General features: G+C 67.3%; 17 protein-coding genes. 10 read left to right on the forward strand and 7 right to left on the reverse strand.

The window, feature by feature from the left end:
* Positions 1-8 precede the first annotated feature (8 nt).
* Both uvrA and FHR84_RS08235 read left to right on the forward strand, forming a co-directional pair.
* A complete protein-coding gene (uvrA, locus tag FHR84_RS08230; protein WP_179534845.1) occupies positions 9-2,873 on the forward strand; it encodes an excinuclease ABC subunit UvrA in 2,865 nt (954 codons plus the stop codon).
* Between the two features lie 416 nt (positions 2,874-3,289).
* Positions 3,290-4,408: a DnaJ domain-containing protein gene (locus tag FHR84_RS08235; protein ID WP_179534846.1), complete on the forward strand. Its 1,119-nt coding sequence runs from the start codon at positions 3,290-3,292 to the stop codon at positions 4,406-4,408.
* A 90-nt stretch (positions 4,409-4,498) separates the two neighbouring features.
* Here the strand turns inward: FHR84_RS08235 and FHR84_RS08240 are convergent, their stop codons facing one another.
* The 6 genes from FHR84_RS08240 to FHR84_RS08265 all read right to left on the reverse strand — a co-directional run bounded on the left by FHR84_RS08240 (position 4,499) and on the right by FHR84_RS08265 (position 12,477).
* Positions 4,499-6,094 (reverse strand): beta-N-acetylhexosaminidase, encoded by a 1,596-nt coding sequence (locus FHR84_RS08240; RefSeq protein ID WP_179534847.1) that lies wholly within the window; start codon positions 6,092-6,094, stop codon positions 4,499-4,501.
* A complete protein-coding gene (locus FHR84_RS08245; RefSeq protein ID WP_179534848.1) occupies positions 6,091-6,987 on the reverse strand; it encodes a carbohydrate ABC transporter permease in 897 nt (298 codons plus the stop codon). Before FHR84_RS08245 ends, FHR84_RS08240 begins: the two co-directional genes overlap by 4 nt.
* On the reverse strand, positions 6,984-7,970 hold the full coding sequence (locus tag FHR84_RS08250; RefSeq protein WP_218862367.1) for a carbohydrate ABC transporter permease: 987 nt from the start codon (positions 7,968-7,970) through the stop codon (positions 6,984-6,986). Before FHR84_RS08250 ends, FHR84_RS08245 begins: the two co-directional genes overlap by 4 nt.
* 85 nt (positions 7,971-8,055) lie before the next feature.
* Positions 8,056-9,333, reverse strand: coding sequence for an extracellular solute-binding protein (locus FHR84_RS08255; protein ID WP_179534849.1), 1,278 nt, complete (start codon positions 9,331-9,333; stop codon positions 8,056-8,058).
* 383 nt (positions 9,334-9,716) lie between these two features.
* Positions 9,717-10,850: a lactonase family protein gene (locus tag FHR84_RS08260; protein ID WP_179534850.1), complete on the reverse strand. Its 1,134-nt coding sequence runs from the start codon at positions 10,848-10,850 to the stop codon at positions 9,717-9,719.
* 337 nt (positions 10,851-11,187) lie between these two features.
* Positions 11,188-12,477 (reverse strand): amino acid deaminase, encoded by a 1,290-nt coding sequence (locus FHR84_RS08265; protein WP_179534931.1) that lies wholly within the window; start codon positions 12,475-12,477, stop codon positions 11,188-11,190.
* A gap of 206 nt (positions 12,478-12,683) precedes the next feature.
* Between FHR84_RS08265 and FHR84_RS08270 the strand changes: the two genes are divergently transcribed.
* Both FHR84_RS08270 and FHR84_RS08275 read left to right on the forward strand, forming a co-directional pair.
* Positions 12,684-13,433 (forward strand): IclR family transcriptional regulator, encoded by a 750-nt coding sequence (locus FHR84_RS08270; protein WP_179534851.1) that lies wholly within the window; start codon positions 12,684-12,686, stop codon positions 13,431-13,433.
* A gap of 22 nt (positions 13,434-13,455) precedes the next feature.
* Entirely contained in the window at positions 13,456-13,848 is a 393-nt protein-coding gene (locus FHR84_RS08275; RefSeq protein ID WP_179534852.1) for a RidA family protein, read from the forward strand.
* 142 nt (positions 13,849-13,990) lie between these two features.
* Here FHR84_RS08275 and FHR84_RS22330 read toward each other — a convergent pair whose 3' ends face one another.
* Positions 13,991-14,407 (reverse strand): DUF1844 domain-containing protein, encoded by a 417-nt coding sequence (locus FHR84_RS22330; RefSeq protein ID WP_425489873.1) that lies wholly within the window; start codon positions 14,405-14,407, stop codon positions 13,991-13,993.
* A 248-nt stretch (positions 14,408-14,655) separates the two neighbouring features.
* On the opposite strand from FHR84_RS22330, the gene infC reads away from it, so the two are divergent.
* The 6 genes from infC (at position 14,656) to pheT (ending at position 20,739) form a co-directional block, all read left to right on the forward strand.
* Complete coding sequence (infC, locus tag FHR84_RS08285; RefSeq protein ID WP_179534933.1) at positions 14,656-15,231, forward strand: translation initiation factor IF-3; 576 nt, start codon at positions 14,656-14,658, stop codon at positions 15,229-15,231.
* Between the two features lie 123 nt (positions 15,232-15,354).
* The gene (rpmI, locus tag FHR84_RS08290; RefSeq protein ID WP_179534853.1) at positions 15,355-15,549 is read left to right on the forward strand and encodes a 50S ribosomal protein L35; all 195 of its coding nucleotides are present in this window, start codon (positions 15,355-15,357) and stop codon (positions 15,547-15,549) included.
* A 113-nt stretch (positions 15,550-15,662) separates the two neighbouring features.
* On the forward strand, positions 15,663-16,031 hold the full coding sequence (rplT, locus tag FHR84_RS08295; protein ID WP_142076546.1) for a 50S ribosomal protein L20: 369 nt from the start codon (positions 15,663-15,665) through the stop codon (positions 16,029-16,031).
* Positions 16,032-16,066: 35 nt separating this feature from the next.
* Complete coding sequence (locus FHR84_RS08300; RefSeq protein WP_246300324.1) at positions 16,067-16,942, forward strand: TrmH family RNA methyltransferase; 876 nt, start codon at positions 16,067-16,069, stop codon at positions 16,940-16,942.
* 165 nt (positions 16,943-17,107) lie between these two features.
* Positions 17,108-18,175, forward strand: a complete 1,068-nt coding sequence (gene pheS / locus FHR84_RS08305) for a phenylalanine--tRNA ligase subunit alpha (protein WP_179534854.1) — start codon at positions 17,108-17,110, stop codon at positions 18,173-18,175.
* A 71-nt stretch (positions 18,176-18,246) separates the two neighbouring features.
* Positions 18,247-20,739, forward strand: a complete 2,493-nt coding sequence (gene pheT / locus FHR84_RS08310) for a phenylalanine--tRNA ligase subunit beta (RefSeq protein WP_179534855.1) — start codon at positions 18,247-18,249, stop codon at positions 20,737-20,739.
* Positions 20,740-20,824: the final 85 nt, after the last annotated feature.

Genomic DNA, 20,824 nt, shown 5'->3' on the forward strand with positions numbered 1-20,824 from the left:
ATCACCGAGTGGCTGACCGCCTAGTCGTTCGCGGCGCGCGTGAGCACAACCTGAGCGGAATCGATCTCGACCTCCCCCGCGACAGTCTCATCGCCTTCACGGGGCTGTCCGGTTCGGGGAAGTCGAGTCTGGCCTTCGACACTATCTTCGCCGAGGGGCAGCGTCGGTACGTCGAATCGTTGTCGGCCTATGCCAGACAGTTCCTCGGGCAGATGGACAAGCCGGACGTGGACTTCATCGAGGGACTCTCCCCGGCGGTGTCGATCGATCAGAAATCGACGAGCAAGAACCCGCGTTCGACCGTCGGAACGATCACCGAAGTACACGACTATCTGCGTTTGTTGTTCTCGCGGGCGGGCAGGCCCCACTGCCCCGAGTGCGGGGAGTCGATCAGCAAGCAGACTCCGCAGCAGATAGTCGATCAGGTCCTGGACATGCCGGAGCGCACCCGTTTCCAGGTGCTGGCCCCGGTGGTGCGTGGGCGCAAGGGCGAGTACGTGGACCTGTTCGAACAGCTGCAGACCCAGGGCTACGCCCGGGTGCGCGTCGACGGGGCGGTCCATCCGCTGGAGGCGCCCCCCACCCTGAAGAAGCAGGAAAAGCACGACATAGCTGTCGTGGTGGACCGGTTGACCGTCAAACCGAGTGCCAAGCAGCGGCTGACGGACTCGGTGGAGACCGCCCTGCGGCTGGCCGACGGTCTGGTCGTGCTCGAATTCGTCGACGTCGACGAGAAGGAGGGGCAGCGGGAGCGCAAGTTCTCGGAGAATTTCGCCTGCCCCAACGGTCATCCCTTCGGGGTGGAGGAGCTCGAACCGAGGGCTTTCTCGTTCAACTCGCCCTACGGAGCATGCGCGGAATGTGCCGGTATCGGAATCCGCAAGGAAGTGGATCCCGAACTGATCGTTCCCGATGAGGACCTTTCGCTGTCCGAAGGAGCGATAGCCCCGTGGAGCGGGGGTAACACGGCGGAATACTTCACCCGGATGCTGACGGCGCTTTCCGAGGCCGTCGGATTCCGTATGGACACTCCCTGGAAGCGGCTTTCCACCAAGGTCAAGAAGGCGGTGCTGCACGGCACCAACGACCAGGTGCACATGCGCTACCGGAACCGCTACGGCAGGCAGCGTTCGTACTACGCCGCCTACGAGGGCGTCATCCCCTTCCTGGAACGCAGGCTGGAACAGACCGAGTCGGACTACACCAGGGAGAAGTACGAGGGCTACATGCGGGACGTCCCGTGCCCCTCGTGCTCGGGCAGCAGGCTCAAGCCGGAGATCCTGGCGGTGACCGTGGAGAACTCCGAGCTGGGGGAGAAGTCCATCGCCGGGGTCAGCGCGTTGAGCGTGCGGGACTGCTCGGAGTTCCTCAACGGGCTGGTACTCGGCGAACGCGAGCAGATGATCGCGGGCAGGGTCCTCAAGGAGGTGCAGGCCAGGCTCGGCTTCCTGCTCGACGTGGGGTTGGAGTACCTCTCGTTGGACCGGCCCGCGGGGACGCTGTCCGGAGGCGAGGCACAGCGTATTCGGCTGGCCACCCAGATCGGATCCGGCCTGGTGGGGGTTCTCTACGTTCTGGACGAACCGTCCATCGGACTGCACCAGCGGGACAACCGGCGGTTGTTGGACACGTTGAGCAGACTGCGCGATCTCGGGAACACGCTGATCGTGGTCGAGCACGACGAGGACACCGTGCGCAGCGCGGACTGGGTGGTCGACATCGGTCCGGGCGCGGGCGAGCACGGTGGGCACGTCGTGCACGCGGGGCCGGTGAACGAGCTGTTGGCCAACGAGAACTCGTTGACCGGGGATTACCTGTCCAGGCGCAAACGTATCGAGCTTCCCGAAGCGCGCAGGGAACGTGATCCGAAACGTCAGCTGACCGTGGTCGGCGCTCGGGAGAACAACCTCGACGAGATCGACGTCCCCTTCCCGCTCGGTTGTCTGATCGGCGTCACGGGGGTGTCCGGATCCGGGAAATCGACCCTGGTCAACGACGTGCTGGCTTCCTCGTTGGCGAACAAGCTGAACGGGGCCCGCACGGTCCCCGGCAGGCACAAGCGGATCAGGGGGCTGGAACACGTGGACAAGCTCGTCCAGGTGGATCAGTCACCCATCGGCCGGACGCCGCGCTCCAACCCCGCCACTTACACGGGGGTTTTCGATCGGATCCGCAAACTGTTCGCCGCCACGAACGAGGCGAAGGTGCGTGGCTACCAGCCGGGGAGGTTCTCGTTCAATCTCAAGGGGGGGCGTTGTGAGGCCTGCGCCGGTGACGGAACCCTCAAGATCGAGATGAACTTCCTGCCCGACGTGTACGTGCCCTGCGAGGTCTGCAAGGGCGCCCGTTACAACCGGGAGACCCTCGAGGTGCACTACAAGGGCAAGAGCATCGCCGAGGTGCTGGACATGCCGATCGAGGAGGCCGCCGAGTTCTTCAAACCGATCACGGCGATTCACCGCCACCTGAGGACGCTCGTCGACGTCGGTCTCGGTTACGTGCGGCTGGGCCAACCCGCTCCCACCCTCTCCGGCGGAGAGGCGCAGCGGGTCAAGCTCGCCAGTGAGCTGCAGAAGCGTTCGACCGGTCAAACCGTCTACATTCTCGACGAACCGACCACCGGACTGCATTTCGAGGACATCCGGAAACTGCTCGGCGTGGTCAACGGACTGGTGGACAAGGGCAACACGGTGGTCGTCATCGAGCACAACCTCGACGTGATCAAGATGGCGGACTGGCTGCTGGACCTGGGACCCGAAGGGGGTGACGGCGGGGGACGGCTCGTCGCGCAGGGGGCTCCCGAAGAGGTCGCGCGGGTCGGGGAGAGCTACACCGGCCGGTTCCTCGCACCCGTTCTGGCCGAACACGAGTGAGTGCCCGCGTGGTTCGGTCGGGTACTCGCCCGGCAGGGGCGGTCGTCGTGCGAGCGGCGCAGCCGCCCGTAACCGCCTGACCCGCCGAGCAAACCGGCCCGCGAACCCTCCGGGCCGGTTCCCGGTCCGTCCTGCCGGTGCTCTCCGTGCGCGCTTCCCGAACGGGAACTCGCCCACGGAGAGCACCGTTTCCGGTGCGGCGGCACGATATCCGGGGCGGGGCCACGTTCGTGTCCCATGTGGATGATCATTCCGGAGTTTCGCGATATTCTCCGGGACACTATGTACTGCGGCCACACCCGACAGATCGCGCCTTCCGGACGATCGATACTCGTTCTCCGTCCGGAAGCCCTCTGGGCGTCGAGTCCCACGCTTCCGTATCGTCACAGTGTCGGAACGGAAGGTGGTCGCACAGCGTGAACGGGGTCGATTACTACGAGCTGCTCGGGGTGGGCCGAGACGCGTCGTCCGCGGAGATCAAGTCCGCCTACCGCTCCCTGGCGCGCGTGATGCATCCCGACGCCGGAGGAACGGCCGGCACCTTCCGGAACCTGCAGGAGGCCTACGAGACCCTCAGTGATCCGGCTCGCCGAGCCGCTTACGACCGCGGCGACCTCGGCAGCGGAACGGACGGGCGCGCCTCCGGAGGCCCCACGGTCGCACGGCGCCGGAGACGTCCCCACACGCGAAGAACGAGAAGGGACTTCGGCGCCGATCCGAACTTCGTGCCACCGAAGCCGGAACCCGATGTGGATCAGCTGCCGTGGTGGCACGCCGTGAACCCGAAGCAGCCGGTCCGCTACATCCCGCGAGCTCAGCACCGTGGCGGTGCCATGGCGGCAGCCGTCGGGGGATGGGCGCTGTTGTTGCCGGTGGTCCTCGTCAGCGAGGTGTGGCCGCTGCTGCTGGTGCTGTGGTTGATGCCCGCCATAGCCGTGGCCGGGGCCTACCGCTACGCACCGGAGTACTTGCCCGCGGCCTCCGAGGACCGGGCGTTCATCACCGAGTTCGGCCGCTGCACCGTCTTCGGGGAACCGGCCGGGGTCAGAGGCGAACACGGCGAACGACTGACCGCGGAACTGCTGTCCACCTATCTGACCCGTCTTCCCGGGGTCCGGATATTTCACGGCCTCTCCTGGCCCGACTCGGTGTTCGCCGACATCGACCACGCGGTGCTCTGCGGCAGGAGACTGGTGCTCGTCGAGTCGAAAATGTGGCTTCCGGGGCATTACACCGCCGACGCGGACGGCACGTTGCGGCGCAACGGGAGCGTTTTCCGGGGCGGGAGCACCGACCTGGCCGAGAGCATCGCCACCTACCGGGAACTGCTGCGGGACATCGAGGTGGTGGGAGCGCTGGTGCTGTACCCGAGCCGCGCCGGCGAGATCACCGCGAGCGAGTCCCCGGGCACCGTTTACGCGCCCCCGATGACTCCGGCGGGGTTCGTGGACGAGATCGGACACTACCTGGCCGCGGACCCGGCCAGGGTGCATCGGGACGCTTTCCGGCAAGTGCTGGCCCGGGTGGTCCCCTGAACGGGGGCCCGGGCGGCCGTCGGTGCTCGCCTGGCGGGAGCCTCCCCGCGAGCTTCGTGAGCGGGTGCCCGGGGTCGGGCAGCGGTTCGCTCAGCGCGGTTTTCCGGGGACACCGGGACGGGTTTGCCAGGGACGCGGGCCGTCCAGCGGACGGAACTCCACGCCGAGGGCTTCCAGCCTCGGCAGGTGGTACGTCGCGAGCCTTCGGTGGAACTCCGTGAAGTTCCGTGCGCGGGCGGAGAGCCAGGCGACCTCGGCGAGCGCGCACAGTCTCGGGAAGGCCGCGTAATCCACTCTGGAGGGGCTGTCCAGGTGTTCCGTCCACACCTGTGCCTGAGTGCCCAGCACGCGGTGTGCGCTCCCGTCCGGCATGTCCGAGGGGACGGGGTCGTAGTCGTGGACGTCCTCGAGGGTGCGGAGGTATCCGACGGGGACCGGCTCCTCGGGGTGATCCGCCTGCCTGTGGTCCAGGTAGACCTCCTGCTCGGGACACATGATCGTGTCGTGCCCGGCCGCGACCGCCCGCTTGCCGCCTTCCTCCCCGCGCCACGAGGCGACGATGCTGCCGGAGGGCAACGCGCCCCCCGCGTCGAGGACCTCGTCCCAGCCGAGTGCCCTCCTGCCGCGATCCCTCAGGTGTTCGGCCATCCTGCGCAGGAACCAACCGTGCAGGGCAGCCGGCTCGGGCAGGCCCAGCTCGCGACTGCGCTCCCGGCAGCGCCGGTCGTTCTCCCACTCGGTAGCGGGAACCTCGTCGCCCCCGACGCAGACGACGGGGGAGGGGAAGACGGAAACAACGTGGTCGAACACCCGGCGGAAGAAGTCCACGGTGCTTTCCTCCGCGTTGAGCACGTGCTCGCTGACCCCCCAACCCGTCCAGACGTCGAGTCGGCGGTGCGGATCGGTGCCCAGCCGGGGATAGGACGCGATGGCCGCCTGGCAGTGTCCCGGCACGTCCACCTCGGGGACCACGGTGATGTGGTGTTCGGCGGCGTAGGAGACGATCTCGAGCAGGTCCTCGCTCGTGTAGTAACCACCGTGCGGACGGGCCAGGTGCTCGGCTGTCGGTCCGGCCCCGAGCTGTGAACCGGACCGCCAGGCTCCGACCTCGGTCAGTCGGGGCAGCCCGGGGACCTCGATGCGCCATCCCTGGTCGTCGGTGAGGTGCAGATGCAGCACGTTGAGCTTGTGCGCGGCCAACAGCTCGACGAAGCGGAGTACCTCGCGCTTGGGCAGGAAGTGTCGTGCGAGGTCGAGGTGGCACCCGCGCCACGAGAAGCGCGGGTGGTCTTCGAGCTCTCCGCACGGAAGGGTCCACGGTCCGGTACGAACGACCGATTCGCGCCACGCGCCCGCCCCGAGAAGCTGTCTGAGCGTTTGCGCCGCGTAGTGCGCTCCGGCGGGATCGTGCGCTCGTACCGAAACTCCTTCGGGGGTGATGCTCATCCGATAGCTCTCGGGACCGTGGAGCTCCCCGGGGGTGACGCGGAAGGTGATGTGCCCGTTCCGAGCCTCCCGCAGCGGGAGGCCGGTCGCCCCGCCCACCGTCTCCCTGAACCAGCGGACGGCGTCCGCCTCACCCGCGATCGTGGTGTCGGCGTCCAGGACGAGCGTTTCGGGCCGGGGGTGCACGGTTGCCGGACGGGGGACGACCGCGTTCAGCGGGCAGGGGGTTTCGTGGTTCAAGCCTTCACCGCTCCCGCTATTCCGGACACCAGGTGGCGCTGTACCAGCACGAAGAAGACCAGCACCGGGATCGTCATGAGCGTGGAACCGGCCATGATCGCTCCCCAGTCGTTGCCCGTCGGTTTGAAGAAGACGAGGATCGCCAGCGGGAGCGTCTGGTTCTCCGTAGCCGAGATTATGAACGTCTTGGCGAACAGGAAGTCGTTCCACGCGTGGATGAACGAGAGCACGCTCATGGCGACCAGACCGGGTGCTACCAGCGGGAAGAGCACCTGCCAGGTGAATCGGAACCTGCCCGCCCCGTCCAGGGTGGCCGCTTCCTCGAGCTCGTCGGGCACGGCGGCGACGAAACCGCGCAGCATCCAGATCGCGAAGGGCAGGCTGAAAGCCAGGTGCACCAGGACCAGCGAGCCCAGGTGGTTGAGTCCGAACCACGGTGCTACCGAGCCGACCGAACGCATCAGGAAGAAAAGCGGTATCGTCAGTGCCTCGACGGGGACCATCTGGGCGACGAGGATCATCACCAGCAGTACCGTTCTCCCGCGGAACCGGAACTTGGTGAGGGCGACCGCGGCCAGAAACGAGATCAGCAGCGACACCAGGACCACGATTCCGGCCACGACGACACTGTTGAGGAAGTACCGCCCGAAATTGTCCACTGTGAACACGCGGCGGAAGTTTTCCAGCGTGGGCGACAGGGTCCACGGACGCGGATCGGTGGACTGGATCTGTCCGGTCGGTTTGAACGCCGTGAGCAGCATCCAGTACAGCGGGAAGGCGACCACGGCGGCGACGAGGACCGCCACGATCTCCGCCAGGGTCCTGGCCGGACGCTTGACCAGCCCTCTTCGTCCCGTCCCGTGTCGTGTGGAAGTGCGAACCGCGGTCGTCATGTGCTCTCCCCGACTCCTCGTTGCACGCGCAGGTAAATCATCGTGATCAGCAACAGCAGAACGGTCATCACCACTCCGATGGCCGAACCGAGGCCGTAACTGGATCCAGCGAACGCCTCCTGGTAGGCGTACACGTTGAGCACCAGGTTCCGTCCCGCGATGCCGCCTCCGTCGGTCATCACGTAGATCTGGGTGAAGATCTTGAAGTCCCAGATGATCGACTGGATGGTGGCGATGACCAGCAGCGGACGCAGCATCGGCATCAGCACGCTGCGGGTGGTGCGCCAGGTCGAGGCGCCGTCCAGCGCGGCGGCCTCGATCATCTCGCCCGGTATGGCCTTGATGCCCGCGTACATCGTGACCATGACGAAGGGGAAGGAGCACCAGATCACTTCACCCGCGACCAGGGCGAAGGCGACGAAGCGGTCGTAGGTCCAGGAGAACCCCTCCATGCTCTCCAGGCCGATTCCGCTGAGGACCTCGTTGACGAGGCCGAAGTCCTGGTCGAACAGGAACAGCCACACCGTGGACCCGGCCACGGCCGGGGTGGCCCACGCACCCAGGGCGGCCAGGAACAGCAGGGTGCGGGGCAGCCAGCGCACCCTGCTCGCCAACACGGCCAGCGCGATCCCCACCGTCAGACTGCCCAGCACGCAGACCGCGGCGAAGCCGCAGGTGTTGAGCAGCACCATCCAGAACCGCGCGTCCCCGAGCAGGGCGGTGTAGTTGCCGAGTCCGCGGAACTCCAGCGGGGCACCCCCGCTCGCCTGGGCCTGCCCGTACTCGTACAGCGAGAGCTGCACGAGTTGATAGAGCGGGTAGGCCATCACCGCGAGCAGCACGATGCCGGTCGGGGCGAGGTACAGAGCGGCGGTGCGTCCGTTCGTTCGGGGCCCGCGCGGACGCGGCCGACGGCGGTTCCCGGCCCGAGGGGGAGGCAGTCGCCGTGCGGTGTCCGGCTCGGTGCTGGACTGGGCGGTCATCTGATGAAACCCGTTTTCCGGTGTTCGGTGTGCCACCCGTTGGTTCTTGGCCGGGTGCGCTCGTTCGGGGTCCTGCTACGACCGGTCACCGAAACGCCTCGTCCATGCGCCGGGCCGCGTCTTTCGTGGTGCTGCGCACCCCGTTGCCGTTGGCTATTCGCTGCACCATCGTCGGCAGGATCTCCTGGGCGTCGATCTCGGACCACGCGGGTGTGCTCGGAACGAACCGAGTGCCCGACTGCAGCGTTTCGACGAAGGGCTGCACCGTGGGGTCGTCCGAAGCGACCTGGTCCTGAACGCCTTCGAGCGTGGGCAGGTATCCCATGGCTTCGTACATCTGACGCTGGTATTTCTCGCCCGCAAGAACCCGGATGAATTCCTGGGCCAGTGAGGACCTGTCCGAGGAGCGCAGCACTCCGAGAAGGTTTCCTCCGGCGAAGGCTGGCGCGATCGAACCCGGTTCGGTGCCGGGCAGCGGGACGACGTCGTAGTTCTCGCCCGCCGCCCCGGCGTCGACGGCCGAGCGGTTGAAGTCTCCCCCGATGGTCATGGCTGCTTTTCCGCCCGCGAAAGCCTGCACGCTTTCCGTTCCGGTCAACTGCGCGCACTGCTCGGGCGGGCAGACGGAGGGATCGATCAGTTCGGTGTAGCGGCGGATGCCGGTGCGGGCTTCCTCCGCGTCGATCGCCGATTCCCAGGAACCGTTCTTCGTCGCAAGCTCACCCCCGGACGCCCAGATGAACGGCATCATCGCGTAGGTGTACTTCCCGCCAGCCGAGATGCCGTACATGTCCGGACGTTCGGTGTGGACTCTCCGCGCCGTCTCGGCGAGTTCCCCGAGGGTTCGTGGTGGTTCGAGGTTCAACTCCTCGAACACGTCCGTGCGGTAGTAGAGCGCGCGGACACCGGTGAACCAGGGGACACCGTAGGTTTTCCCGTTCACTCCGGCGGTTTCCAGGACCGACTCGGACAGGTCGTCGGCCGCGGGCCACTGCTCGAGCATCTCGTCGAGCTCGGCCATTCCGCCTGCCGCTACGTAACTGGCCAGATCGGTGTTGCCGAATTCGGCCACGTCCGGGGCGCTCGACGGATCGTTGAACGCGCCGGTGAATCGTTCCGACCGAGTGTCCACCGCGATGTAGCGAACATCCACGGTGACGTCGTCGTGGGTGTTCTCGAATTCCCGGACGGCCGAGTTCACCACTTTTTCCTTCGGGGAGCGGTTGGCTTCGTCGAACAGCCACACCCGCAGGGTTCCGGTGCGTTTGTCTGCGCCGGAGCCGGACTGGTCGACCTGGGGCGGTCCACAGCCGACCAGCAGTGTTCCGGCTACGGCCACGGCGGCTAATCTCCAGAACCGCATGACACCTCCGTTGCGTTCAGTGCAACGTTTGTTCTGTTCTGTGCAATAGAGCTGATGCTAAGTGGCCAGTCGGGCCGAAACAAGGTCTAGACCGGTAGAGATGTCGGTGTGCTCGTGCTCGCGGATCGGTGCTCCTGCAGGGTTCCGCCACGAGTCCCCGGACAGTTTTTCCGGTCGAGTCGTTGGTGGGGACGGGGTTTTCTTCGGCGGGGCAGCGCCGATCCCACCCGATCGGCTCGTGCCGCCGCGGTTCCTCCCGTGGTGCTCTCGCGAGGACGGACCCGGCGTCGTGCAGGTGGCCCTGATATCGGGGCACCCGCTCACGAACCCGCGAGAGGTCCCGCTCGGCAACCACCCACGACGATCCGGAGGGAGGACACCGGTCAGCCTCGGAATGCCAACACGACAGCTCCGGGGGCTCCGACGGTCTCGGCGACGGGCCCGAGCCGTCCCGTGCTCCGGTCACGTGGCAACCGGGTGATGGTCCCGGAGTTCTGATTGGACACGTACAACCAGCGCCGACTCGGGGCGAGTGTGCAGTGACGCGGCCAGGCGCCGCCGGTGGAGACGGTGTCGCTCAGCCGGAGCCGAGCTCCTCGGTTCCCGATGGTGAACACGGCCACGGTGTCGTCCCCGCGGTTGGTGACGTAGCAGAACCGCCCCGCGCTGTCGACCGCGATCTCGGCCGGGAAGTTCTCACCGTCGGCGTCCGGCGGTCGGGTGTCGAGGGTGGAGACGGTGGTGAACTCTCCGGAGTTGGCGTGCCACTCCAGCACCGTCACGGTGCTGGCGAGCTCGTTGACCAGGTAGGCGTACCGCCCCTCGGGGTGGAATTCCACGTGCCTGGGGCCGTTGCCGCTCCGGACCGGCAACCGTTGGTTGAGCCGCAGCTTTCCGTCCACTGCGTCCAGGTGGTAGGTGTGCACGGCATCGGCGCCGAGGTCCACGGTGATGACCCACCGGCCGCTCGGATCGGTGATCACCTGGTGTGCTTTGGGGGCGCGTCGTGTCGCGGAGTGCTGAACCAGATCGGTGGGTTCACCGACGGCCCCGTTCCCCTCCAGGCGATGGACCGCGACCGTTCCGTCGGTGTAGTTGGCGGTCAGCAGGAAGCGCCCCGTCGGATGAACGCTCAGGTGTGTGGGGCCTGCGCCTTCGCTGGACCGCGTGTTCAGTATCCGGGGGTTCCACGGGTCGTCGAGGTTCAGCGCAGTGATCGATCCGTTCGGGACCAGCTCGTTGGTGGTGTACAGGACGTGGCGTTGCCGGGAGAAGGCCAACCACGACGCGTCCGGAACTCCGTCGATCGTGCTCCTGGGGCGGAGCGCGCCGGAAGCGGTGTCGTGCGCGACGACCTGGAGGCCCTTTCCGGGAGGGTCGGTCCAGCTGAAGCTGCCGAGGTACACGGGGCGGTGGTGACCGGCAGACTGGGCGCTGCTCGTGCCCGCCAGGACCGTGGTGGTTCCCACCGCGCCGAGCGCGGTGAGGAAAGCGCGACGATTCGGGGTGGTGGCCAATTCGTCTCCTCGAAGTCGTTCGTGCGGACCGGGGAACGGGTCGGTCGTGGTTCGGGGGCGGTTCGCCGGTCCGGCGGCTTCGGTTAGTGTGCCGCACTTTCGCCGAATGGACTAGACCAAAGTTTCGATGAATCGCCGATCGCCATCCGCGGCGCGGCGCCCGTGGCGGAACAGGGGCGGGCAGCCACGCGGTTGTTCGAACCGTTCCCGTCCCGGATGGACCGTGCGGGGCGACCGGATCGCAGAGAGGCGCTGTTCGAGGAGGTGTCCGCAGCGAGAGCGGTGGGGTGGAGCGAGTGCTCCGACGGACGGAACTGCCCGGTGAGCGAAACCTCCGTCAGAAGAAGGTGCGTACGAGATCGACCACTTCGTCTCCGTCGACGAGCGGTATCAGCGGCCACTTGTCGAACACCGTGCACGGATGCGAAAGCCCGCACTCGAACCAGTCGCCGACCTCCGTGGCGGAGTCCGCGGGCACCCGGACGAAAGCGTGCTGGTCGGCCAGTTCCGTCACCCGCGCACCCTTCAGCGGGCGGCTTCCGTCGCCGGTGCGCACCCGCTGCGGCTGTGGGAGGTCCTGGTCGAAGGAGGCATCGCGCCTTCCGAGGGTCAGCAGCACCAGATCCGGTTCGGGGCGGGAGACGACCTGGGCCAGTACGCGCAGTGCGGGGCGGAAGGGCTCTTCGGGACCTGCAAGTCGGTGGGCACGTCCGAAGGGCGACATGGTGCGGTACAAACCGTGGTCGTGGGTTATGTAGGAGCCGCTGCGCAGGACCGGGACGACGGGCCTGTCCAGTCCCCACGGCGTGGTGAGCGCCTCGGCCACCTGGTCGAAGTAGGAGCTCCCGCCCGCTGTCACGAGAATCTCGTCGACCTCGTCGAACAGCCCCGCCTGTGAGACACCGGTGACGACTTCGCGCATCCCGGAGAGGTAGTCGTCCACGGCGACCAGGTCGGTGTCGCTGAGATCGTGCGACATCGCGGCCTCGTAACCGGCGATACCGGCCAGGCGCAGGTTCGGGCTCGCGTGCACCGCCCGCGCGACCTCCAGCGCCTCCGTGGCGTTCCTGACCCCCGTGCGCCCGTCCTGTCCGCCGAGCTCGACCAGTACGTCCACGGGGCGGCGACACTCGGCAGCGGACAGCGCCTGCTCCATCAGTTCCACGTTCCGCGTGGAGTCGACCCAGCAGCAGAAGAGGAATTCGGGGTCCCGTTCCAACTCCGAGGCGAGCCAGGAGAGTCCGTTCGGATCGACGAGTTGGTTCGCCAGCAGGACACGGCTCGTCCCGAACGCTCGGTAGACCCGCAGTTGACTGATGTTGGCTGCTGTGATCCCCCAGGCGCCGTGGTCGAGTTGGCGCTGGAAGAGCTGTGGCGCCATGGTGGTCTTGCCGTGCGGGGAGAGCAGTACGCCGTGACGCGAACACCAGTCGGCCATCGTCGTCAGGTTGTGCTCCAGCGCGGGGCGGTCCAAAAGCAGCAGTGGGCCCACGAATCCGCTGTCCCGGAGGTTCGGGCGCGTCCGGAGGAACTGCTCGACCGTGCTGCCGAAGGCCTCGGAGGGCATTCCCTTGAAACGCCAGTCGATTCGCTCGTCCCGCAGACCGCGTACTGCCGCTCGGTCCATAGTCGCCGCCCGCACCGAACCTCCAGTTGCATCGAACGCAATGAGTGTTGCATATATTGGTACGGTGCTGTTTAGCATCCCGGTGGGTGCGCGTCAACGTGGACAGCGGGTGTCCGCGAACCGAAACCCCTGCGCAGCGCGATAGTGAGTATGAGGGAGCGGCTCGTGTGCGGAGTCGCCGCCCCGGACGGATCGAGGGCGAGGGAATGAGTCAGAGCCTGCAGCGTGGACTCGCGTTGCTCAACACCTTGGCGGAAGGGCCGCGGAACCTCGATCAGCTGGCGGAAGCAGCGGGAGTGCACAAGTCCACCGCGATGCGACTGCTGCGCTCCCTCGAGTCCGCGAGGTTCGTGAACCGCCCCGACGCGCACCACTACAGGCTGGGGAGCGCGTTGTTCGAACTGGCCAACTGCGCGCTGGACGGGATCGACGTGCGTGCCGCCGCCCGCGGGAAGCTGCGGGAACTGGGCGAACGCACCGGCCACACGGTGCACTTGGCGGTGCGGGAAGAGGACAGAGCCGTCTACGTGGACAAAGTGGACAGCAGTCGTTCGGTGCGGATGTACTCCAGGGTAGGGGCGCGAGCTCCACTGCACTGCACCGCGGTCGGGAAGGTGCTGTTGTCGGGCATGCCCGAACAGGACAGGAGGGAACTGGCCGCGAGGCTGGAATACCCCGCGTTGACCGAACGCACCGTCACCGGCGCGGAGTCGCTCCTGGCGGAAGTGGACCGGGTGCTGGCCGAGGGGTGCGCCTTCGACCGCGGGGAGCACGAGGACTTCGTGCACTGCGTCGCGGCCGGAGTGCGCGATCCCCGTGGAGCGGTCGTCGCCGCGGTCTCCGTCTCCGTTCCGAAAGTGCTGCTCGACTTCGACGAGTTGCTCGGCTGGAGCGGGGAACTGAAAGAAGCGTGCGCGCACATCTCGGCCGAACTCGGCTGGCAACCGCACGGATGATCCGATTCGAGAGGAAGAGCGCATGTCGACAAGCGTTATAACCACTCCGAACGCCCCGAGGCCTCCGGCCGGTGTGCCGCTGTCCCAGGCGGTGCGCAAGGGGAACCTCGTGCAGGTCTCCGGACAGACCGGAGTCGATCCCACCACCGGAGAGCCCGTTTCCGGTTCGGTGGCCGAGCAGACGGAACAGGCCCTGCGCAACGTGTTCGCCATCCTCGACGAGGCGGGGTCCGGGCCCGGGGACGTTCTCATGCTGCGGGTGTATCTCACCGACGTGGCGCACTTCGCGGAGATGAACGAAACCTACGCCAGGGTGGTCGGGGAGCCGTATCCGGCGCGGACCACCGTCTACGTCGGGCTTCCGCCCGCCCTGCTGGTCGAGATCGACGCGCTGGCGGTGCTCGGGGACGAGTAGGACCTCGGTCGGCGCGGCGACCGGGACGACGATCCCGCCCGCGGGAGCGTGCTCGCCCGAGGTGCTCGCCCATCTGGTGAAGTCGCGGTCGGGGGACGGCGCGACGGCCCGGAATGCCGGGACGTCCGCCGTTTCGCGTGCGTCAGTTGACGGGGCCCGTGTACTTCTCACCGGGTCCCTGGCCCGGCGGGTCCGGTTCCGCCGAAGCCTCCCTGAAGGCCCGTTGCAGCGTTTGCAGACCGTCCCGCATCGCTCCCGCGTGGGGGCCGAGGTACTCGACGGAAGAGGTGATCAGTCCGGCCAGCGCGGTTATCAGCCGACGTGCCTCGTCCAGGTCACGCACGGGAGCCGTGTCGGGATCCTCCTCGGCCAGCCCCAGTTTCTCCGCCGCCGCCGACATCAGCATCACGGCCGATCGGCTGATTATCTCCACGCTTGGAACACTGTCCAGGTCACGGACGTTGTCCGTAGTACCCGCGGTGTCGAGGTGCTGCCCGTACTCACTGTCGGTCGTTCGTCCGGTGGGCTCGGGGGGCTCGGTTGGCTGCGGCTCGGTCACGCCTGTTACTGTTGCATGCGCGCAACGCCCCCGAACCTCGGGGGCGTAAAAGTGGAGCCCCGCTCCCACCCGCGTGGCTGATTCGCAGGCTGCCGGGTCCCGATCCCGCCACGGACGTCGTCCGACGGTGGATTGAAACGGTATTGCCATACCGGTTCGATCGGTTGGAGTAAGAGGGTCCCGTCAGGTCTGCAGGCCCACGGGACGGCTGCATTGCTCTAGGGGCGAGCTTCACGCCGCGGTGCAGCATAGGAACGCCATCGAACCGAGGAGGCCCCATCAGCTCCGAGACGCGCATCAACGACCGTATCCGTGTGCCAGAGGTCCGCTTGGTCGGGCCGAACGGGGAACAGGTCGGCATCGTCCGTATCGAGGACGCACTTCGGTTGGCCGAGGAAGCGGAGTTGGATCTCGTCGAGGTCGCTCCCCAGGCTCGCCCGCCGGTGTGCAAGCTCATGGACTACGGCAAGTTCAAGTACGAGAGTGCGCAGAAGGCTCGCGAATCACGCCGTAATCAGCAGCAGACCGTCATCAAGGAGCAGAAGCTCCGCCCGAAGATCGATCCGCACGACTACGAGACCAAGAAGGGTCACGTTTCGCGCTTTCTCGGTCAGGGGCACAAGGTCAAGGTGACGATCATGTTCCGCGGCCGTGAGCAGTCGCGCCCCGAGCTGGGGTTCCGGTTGTTGGAGCGGCTGGCCGACGATGTCTCCGAGCAGGGCTTCATCGAGGCCAAACCCAAGCAGGACGGCCGCAACATGACCATGGTGCTGGCGCCGCACAAGACCGGTAAGGGCAACAAGACAAAGGCGAACGCGTCATAACCGTCCAGCGGAATCGGGATCGACGGCGGCCGTCCACCCGGTCGTGACTTCACCCCGGAACGCAAGCCGGGCGGGATTTCCTGTTGGGATTCTGCCCGGCGTTCGCACGAAAAGAGGACGAAAATGCCGAAGAACAAGACTCACAGTGGCACTTCCAAGAGGTTCAAGGTCACCGGCTCGGGGAAGCTGCGTCACGAGCGTGCCGGCCGCAGGCACATCCTGGAGAAGAAGTCCAGCAAGCTGAAGCGTCGTCTGAAGGGCACCACCGAGGTCTCCCCCAACGACAAGAGGCAGGTCAACAAGTTGCTGGGGCGCTGAAGCCGCCACGTCTTCGCCGGGGGCCGCGGGGCAGCCGTGCCGTCCGGAACGAGTGACAGCCTTATCCTCCGGGGCGGAGGGCCGCCCCCAATACGATCGACAGGACGAAACCAATGGCACGCGTCAAGCGAGCGGTGAACTCTCAGAAGAAGCGTCGGAAGGTTCTCGAGTCGGCGAAGGGTTATCGCGGGCAGCGTTCTCGGCTCTACCGCAAGGCGAAGGAGCAGATGCTGCACTCGCAGGTCTACTCCTACCGGGACCGCCGCGCCCGCAAGGGTGACTTCCGCAAGCTGTGGATCATGCGTATCAACGCCGCCAGCAGGCAGAACGGTCTCAGCTACAACAAGTTCATGCAGGGCCTGAAGGCCGCCGAGGTCGAGGTGGACCGCAAGATGCTCGCCGAGATGGCGGTCAACGATCCGCAGGCGTTCACCGCGCTGTGTGACAAGGCTCGCGGCAGCCTGCCGGAAGGCGCGGCCTGATCTCGGCTCGACCGAGCGCCCGGCGTAGCGACGTGATGAGCGAGGAGGGAATGGCGCGCCCCGGAACCGTGGAGACTCCGTTGACGGAGCGCTCCTCGAGGGTGAGCGCCGCCCGCAAGCTCACACGTCGTGCCGGGCGTGAGCGCGCCGGGATGTTCCTCGCCGAAGGTGCGATGGCCGTGACCGAGGCCTTGGACGCCTTGTCGGGGCAACATCCCTCCGGGGGCGCTTCCACCGGAGTGCGCGAGGTATTCGCCACTCCCGAGGCCCTGCGGCGTAACCCGGAAATCACCGATCTTTGTGCCGCGGTGGGAGTGTCGCTGCGAATCGTGACGGAACGGGCCGCCGCCACGCTCTCCGAAACGGTGACCCCGCAGGGGCTGGTCGCCGCGTGCGGTCTGCCACGCCCCTCGATGGACGGTGTCCTGGCTGCTCGCCCCCGACTGGTCGCCGTGTTGTCCGACGTCGCCGACCCGGGCAACGCCGGCACCGTCGTGCGCGTCGCCGACGCCGCGGGAGCCGAAGCGGTGCTGTTCGCGGGAGACACCGTCGATCCCTACAACGGGAAGGCGGTCCGGGCCTCCACCGGCAGCGTTTTCCACCTCCCGCTGGTTCGGGAGCGTGACGTGAGCGCCGTGTTCGCGGCCTGTCGGGATGCGGGCATGAAGTTGATCGGCGCGGAGGGTGGCGCGGGGGAGGACCTGCACACCGCCGAGCGTCGGGGACGGCTGGACGGCCCGACCGCCTGGGTTTTCGGCAGCGAGGCCCACGGGCTCGGAGAACGCTCCGCGGAGTTGGATCACGCCCTGCGCGTCCCGATCTACGGTCGTGCGGAGAGTCTCAATCTCGCCACGGCCGCGGCGGTCTGCCTGTACACCTCGGCCCGGCGCGTCCACCCGCGCGACGCGTGACGGAGGCACGGCAGTTCTCCGCCCCACCGTGATCGAACTCGCTCGTGACGGCGCAGGGGAGTTCGCGGGCATCGCATAGACTGTCCACGAGCAGGGAAAGAGTTTTCACACGTCAAGATCGGTTCGCGTGAGCGGGCCGTCGGATACGGGAGTTACACAGCGACGATGTCTGGAGCCAACGACCCGTACGACCCGAAGGAGGTCGTCGCGCTCGCACCGGAGACGCTGCAAAGCGCGGTCGACGACGCCCGCAAGGCCTTCGAGGACGCCGCGGATCTCGACGAGCTGGCCGCCGCCAAACCCGCTCATCTGGGGGAGCGTTCCCCGGTGCTGACCGCGCGTCGTGAGATCGGGGCGCTGCCCCCGCAGGCGAAGGCGGACGCGGGAAAACGGGTCAACGAGACGCGCCGGGTGATCCAGGAGGAGTTCGACAAGCGGCACGCCGAGTTGCAGGCCGAGCGTGACGAGCGGGTGCTGAGGGAGGAAACAGTCGATGTGACGCTTCCCACCGATCGTGTTCCCTCCGGTTCGCGGCACCCGATCACCCAGCTCATCGAGCGCATATCGGATGGGTTCGTGGCGATGGGGTGGCAGGTTTCGGAGGGTCCGGAGCTGGAAGCCGAGTGGTTCAATTTCGACGCGCTGAACTTCGGCAAGGATCACCCGGCCCGCACCATGCAGGACACCTTCCACGTGGCCCCGGAGGACTCGGGGCTGGTGCTGCGAACCCAGACCTCCCCGGTGCAGGTGCGTGCGCTGCTGAACAGCGAACCCCCCGTGTACCGGGTTTCCCCGGGCAGGGTGTTCCGTACCGATGCGCTCGACGCCACGCACACACCGGTGTTTCACCAGGTCGAGGGGCTGGCTGTCGACGAGGGGCTGACCATGGCCCATCTCAAGGGAACGCTGGACGTTTTCGCCCGTTCCATGTTCGGACCCGAGTCGCGCACCCGGTTCAGGCCGAGCTTTTTCCCGTTCACCGAGCCCTCGGCCGAAGTCGATGTCTGGTTCCCCGAGAAGAAGGGGGGAGCCGGCTGGGTCGAGTGGGGCGGCTGCGGCATGGTCCACCCGAACGTGCTTCGTGCCTCCGGGGTCGATCACGAGACCTACTCCGGATTCGCTTTCGGTATGGGGCTGGAACGGACGCTGCAGTTCCGCAACGGCATCCCCGACATGCGGGACATGGTCGAGGGGGATGTCCGATTCACCGAGGCGTTCGGCATCGAGTACTGAGTCCGGCCGGTGGACCGGGCGTTCATCGGTACTTCTGACCCCACCATGATCGAGAGAAGGGCTGCGATCCAGTGCGGATTCCGGTTTCCTGGCTGGCCGAGCATCTTGAGTTGTCCGAGGAAACGAGCGCGGAGACCTTGGCCGAGGCGTTCGTGCGCATCGGAATGGAAGTGGAAGAGGTCACTCACCTCACCCCGATCACCGGCCCCCTCGTCGTGGGCCGGGTCGCCGAGGTCGAAGAGCTGACCGGTTTCAAGAAGCCCGTTCGTTACTGCCGGGTCGAGGTCGGGGAGTCCGAGACGGGCGAGGAGCGGATTCGGGGCATCGTGTGCGGTGCCACCAATTTCAGCGCGGGCTCGTTGGTCGTGGTGGCGCTGCCCGGAGCGGTGCTGCCGGGAGACTTCGAGATCACCGAGCGCAAGACTTACGGCCGGGTCAGCGAGGGCATGATCTGCTCGGCTCGCGAACTGGGGATCGGTGAGGACCACGACGGCATCCTGGTGCTGCCTCCGGGATCGGCCGATCCGGGAAGCGACGCGGGCGAGATCGTCGGTCTGGACGACTCGGTCATCGAGCTGTCGATCACCCCGGACAGGGGGTACTGCTTCTCGGTTCGCGGCCTGGCCCGTGAGCTGTCCAACGCTTTGGACGTGCCTTTCGGGGACCCGGCCAACCGTTCGATCCCGGATGACGACCGCCCCTCGCGAGTCGTGCGCATCGAGGACGAGACCGCTTGCTCACGGTTCGTGTTCCGTCGGTTGACCGGTGTCGACCCCGCCGCCCCCACGCCCTGGTGGATGCAGCGTCGACTCGCCCTGGCCGGGGTCCGTTCGATCTCGTTGCCCGTGGACGTGACCAACTACGTCATGCTGGAGCTCGGCCAGCCGCTGCACGCCTGGGACGCGGCCAAGGTCTCCGGTGACGTGGTCGTGCGGCGCGCCGCTGCGGGCGAGACCCTGACCACGCTGGACGATGTGCGGCGCGAGCTGGATCCGGACGACATCGTCATCTGCGACGACTCCGGGCCCGTATCGCTGGCCGGTGTCATGGGCGGGGCCAGCACCGAGATCGGGAGGGACAGCAACGACGTCCTGCTGGAGGCGGCCAACTGGGACGCCGCGAGCATCACGCGTACGACTCGCAGGCACCGTCTTCCCAGCGAGGCGGGGAAACGGTTCGAGCGTGGCGTGGATCCCGCGGTCGCCGCGGTAGCCGCCGAACGAGCGGCTCGACTGCTCGTCGAGTACGGCGAGGCGACGATCAGCGCGGGCCGTACTGATGTCGGTGAGCCGATCGCGCCCGCTCCGGTGACGATGCCGCTCGCGCTGCCGGACCGGATCGCGGGCGTGCGCTACGAACGCGGGGTCACCGTGCAGCGGTTGACCCAGATCGGGTGCCGGATCGAGGTGGGCACCTCCGCGGACGGGGTCGGTGTGGTCACGGCCACTCCGCCGAGCTGGCGCCCCGACTTGTCCCAGCCCGCCGACCTGGTCGAAGAGGTGCTGCGCCTGGAGGGGTACCACACGATTCCCTCCGTCGTGCCCGCTGCTCCGGCCGGGGACGGCCTCGACGCGGCGCAGCTGCGCCAGCGCGCGGTTTCCCGGGCGCTGGCGCACGACGGTTATGTCGAGGTGCTGCCCTTCCCGTTCACGGGGGAGGAGACCCTCGACGCCTTCGGGCTGGAGGACAGCGACCCCAGGCGCAACGCGCTGCGCGCGGCGAACGCTCTCGAAGCCGACCGCTCCCTGATCAGCACCACTCTGCTGCCGGGACTGCTGGACTCGTTGCAGCGCAATCTGTCCCGCGGTCGGCGCGATCTCGCTTTGTTTCACATCGGTCAGGTGGTGTTGCCGGAGAAGGAGCAGCGGGCCGTTCCGGAACTGGGCGTGGAAACCCGGCCCTCCGAGGAGAGTCTGGCGGAACTGCGCTCCGCGATGCCTGCACAGCCGAAGCACGTGGGAGTGGTGCTCACCGGGCAGCGGGAGCGTTCCGGCTGGTGGGGTTCCGGACGAGCGGCAGGCTGGGCCGATGCCGTGCAGGCCGCGCGGCTGGTCGCGGACACGGTCGGGGTGTCCCTGGGCGTTTCCGCCGGGGAGAATCCACCGTGGCACCCGGGGCGTTGTGCCGAGCTCACGGTGGGCGGCACCGTGGTCGGCCACGCCGGGGAGCTGCACCCGAAGGTGATCGAAGCGCTCGAGCTGCCGAAGCGCACCTGCGCGATGGAGCTGGATCTGGACGCGTTGCCGTTGACCGAGAGCAGGCCGGCACCGGTGGTTTCGTCCTACCCGCCGGTCCGTCTCGATCTCGCTCTGGTGGTCGACGAGGGGGTTCCCGCCGCGGAGCTCGCCGAGTCGCTGCGGACGGGTGGTGGCGGTCTCGTCGAGGAGATCCGTCTGTTCGACGTCTTCACGGGGGAGCAGCTCGGTGCGGGCAAGAAGTCGTTGGCCTTCGCGCTGCAGCTGCGTGCTTCGGATCGCACGTTGACACAGCAGGAGGCGACCGAGGTTCGGGACGCCGCTCTCACCGCGGCGAACGAGCGCTTCGGGGCCACGCTGCGGGGGTGAGCGCTCCCGACGCACAGTGGGGACATTCGGGTGACCGGTCCGGTGACGGGCCGGTCACCCGATTTTTGTCCGGTCCCGGAAGCTC

This window comes from Actinopolyspora biskrensis (assembly GCF_013408175.1).
GTDB classification, from domain to species: Bacteria; Actinomycetota; Actinomycetes; order Mycobacteriales; family Pseudonocardiaceae; genus Actinopolyspora; species Actinopolyspora biskrensis.

Coding starts and splice junctions, on each gene's coding strand:
- pheS (WP_179534854.1), top strand. CDS start 17,108: ATGTCTGGAGCCAACGACCCGTACGACCCGAAGGAGGTCGTCGCGCTC.
- FHR84_RS08250 (WP_218862367.1), bottom strand. CDS start 7,970: ATGACCGCCCAGTCCAGCACCGAGCCGGACACCGCACGGCGACTGCCT.
- rplT (WP_142076546.1), top strand. CDS start 15,663: ATGGCACGCGTCAAGCGAGCGGTGAACTCTCAGAAGAAGCGTCGGAAG.
- FHR84_RS08255 (WP_179534849.1), bottom strand. CDS start 9,333: ATGCGGTTCTGGAGATTAGCCGCCGTGGCCGTAGCCGGAACACTGCTG.
- FHR84_RS08300 (WP_246300324.1), top strand. CDS start 16,067: ATGAGCGAGGAGGGAATGGCGCGCCCCGGAACCGTGGAGACTCCGTTG.
- FHR84_RS08245 (WP_179534848.1), bottom strand. CDS start 6,987: ATGACGACCGCGGTTCGCACTTCCACACGACACGGGACGGGACGAAGA.
- rpmI (WP_179534853.1), top strand. CDS start 15,355: ATGCCGAAGAACAAGACTCACAGTGGCACTTCCAAGAGGTTCAAGGTC.
- FHR84_RS08275 (WP_179534852.1), top strand. CDS start 13,456: ATGTCGACAAGCGTTATAACCACTCCGAACGCCCCGAGGCCTCCGGCC.
- FHR84_RS08265 (WP_179534931.1), bottom strand. CDS start 12,477: ATGGACCGAGCGGCAGTACGCGGTCTGCGGGACGAGCGAATCGACTGG.
- FHR84_RS08270 (WP_179534851.1), top strand. CDS start 12,684: ATGAGTCAGAGCCTGCAGCGTGGACTCGCGTTGCTCAACACCTTGGCG.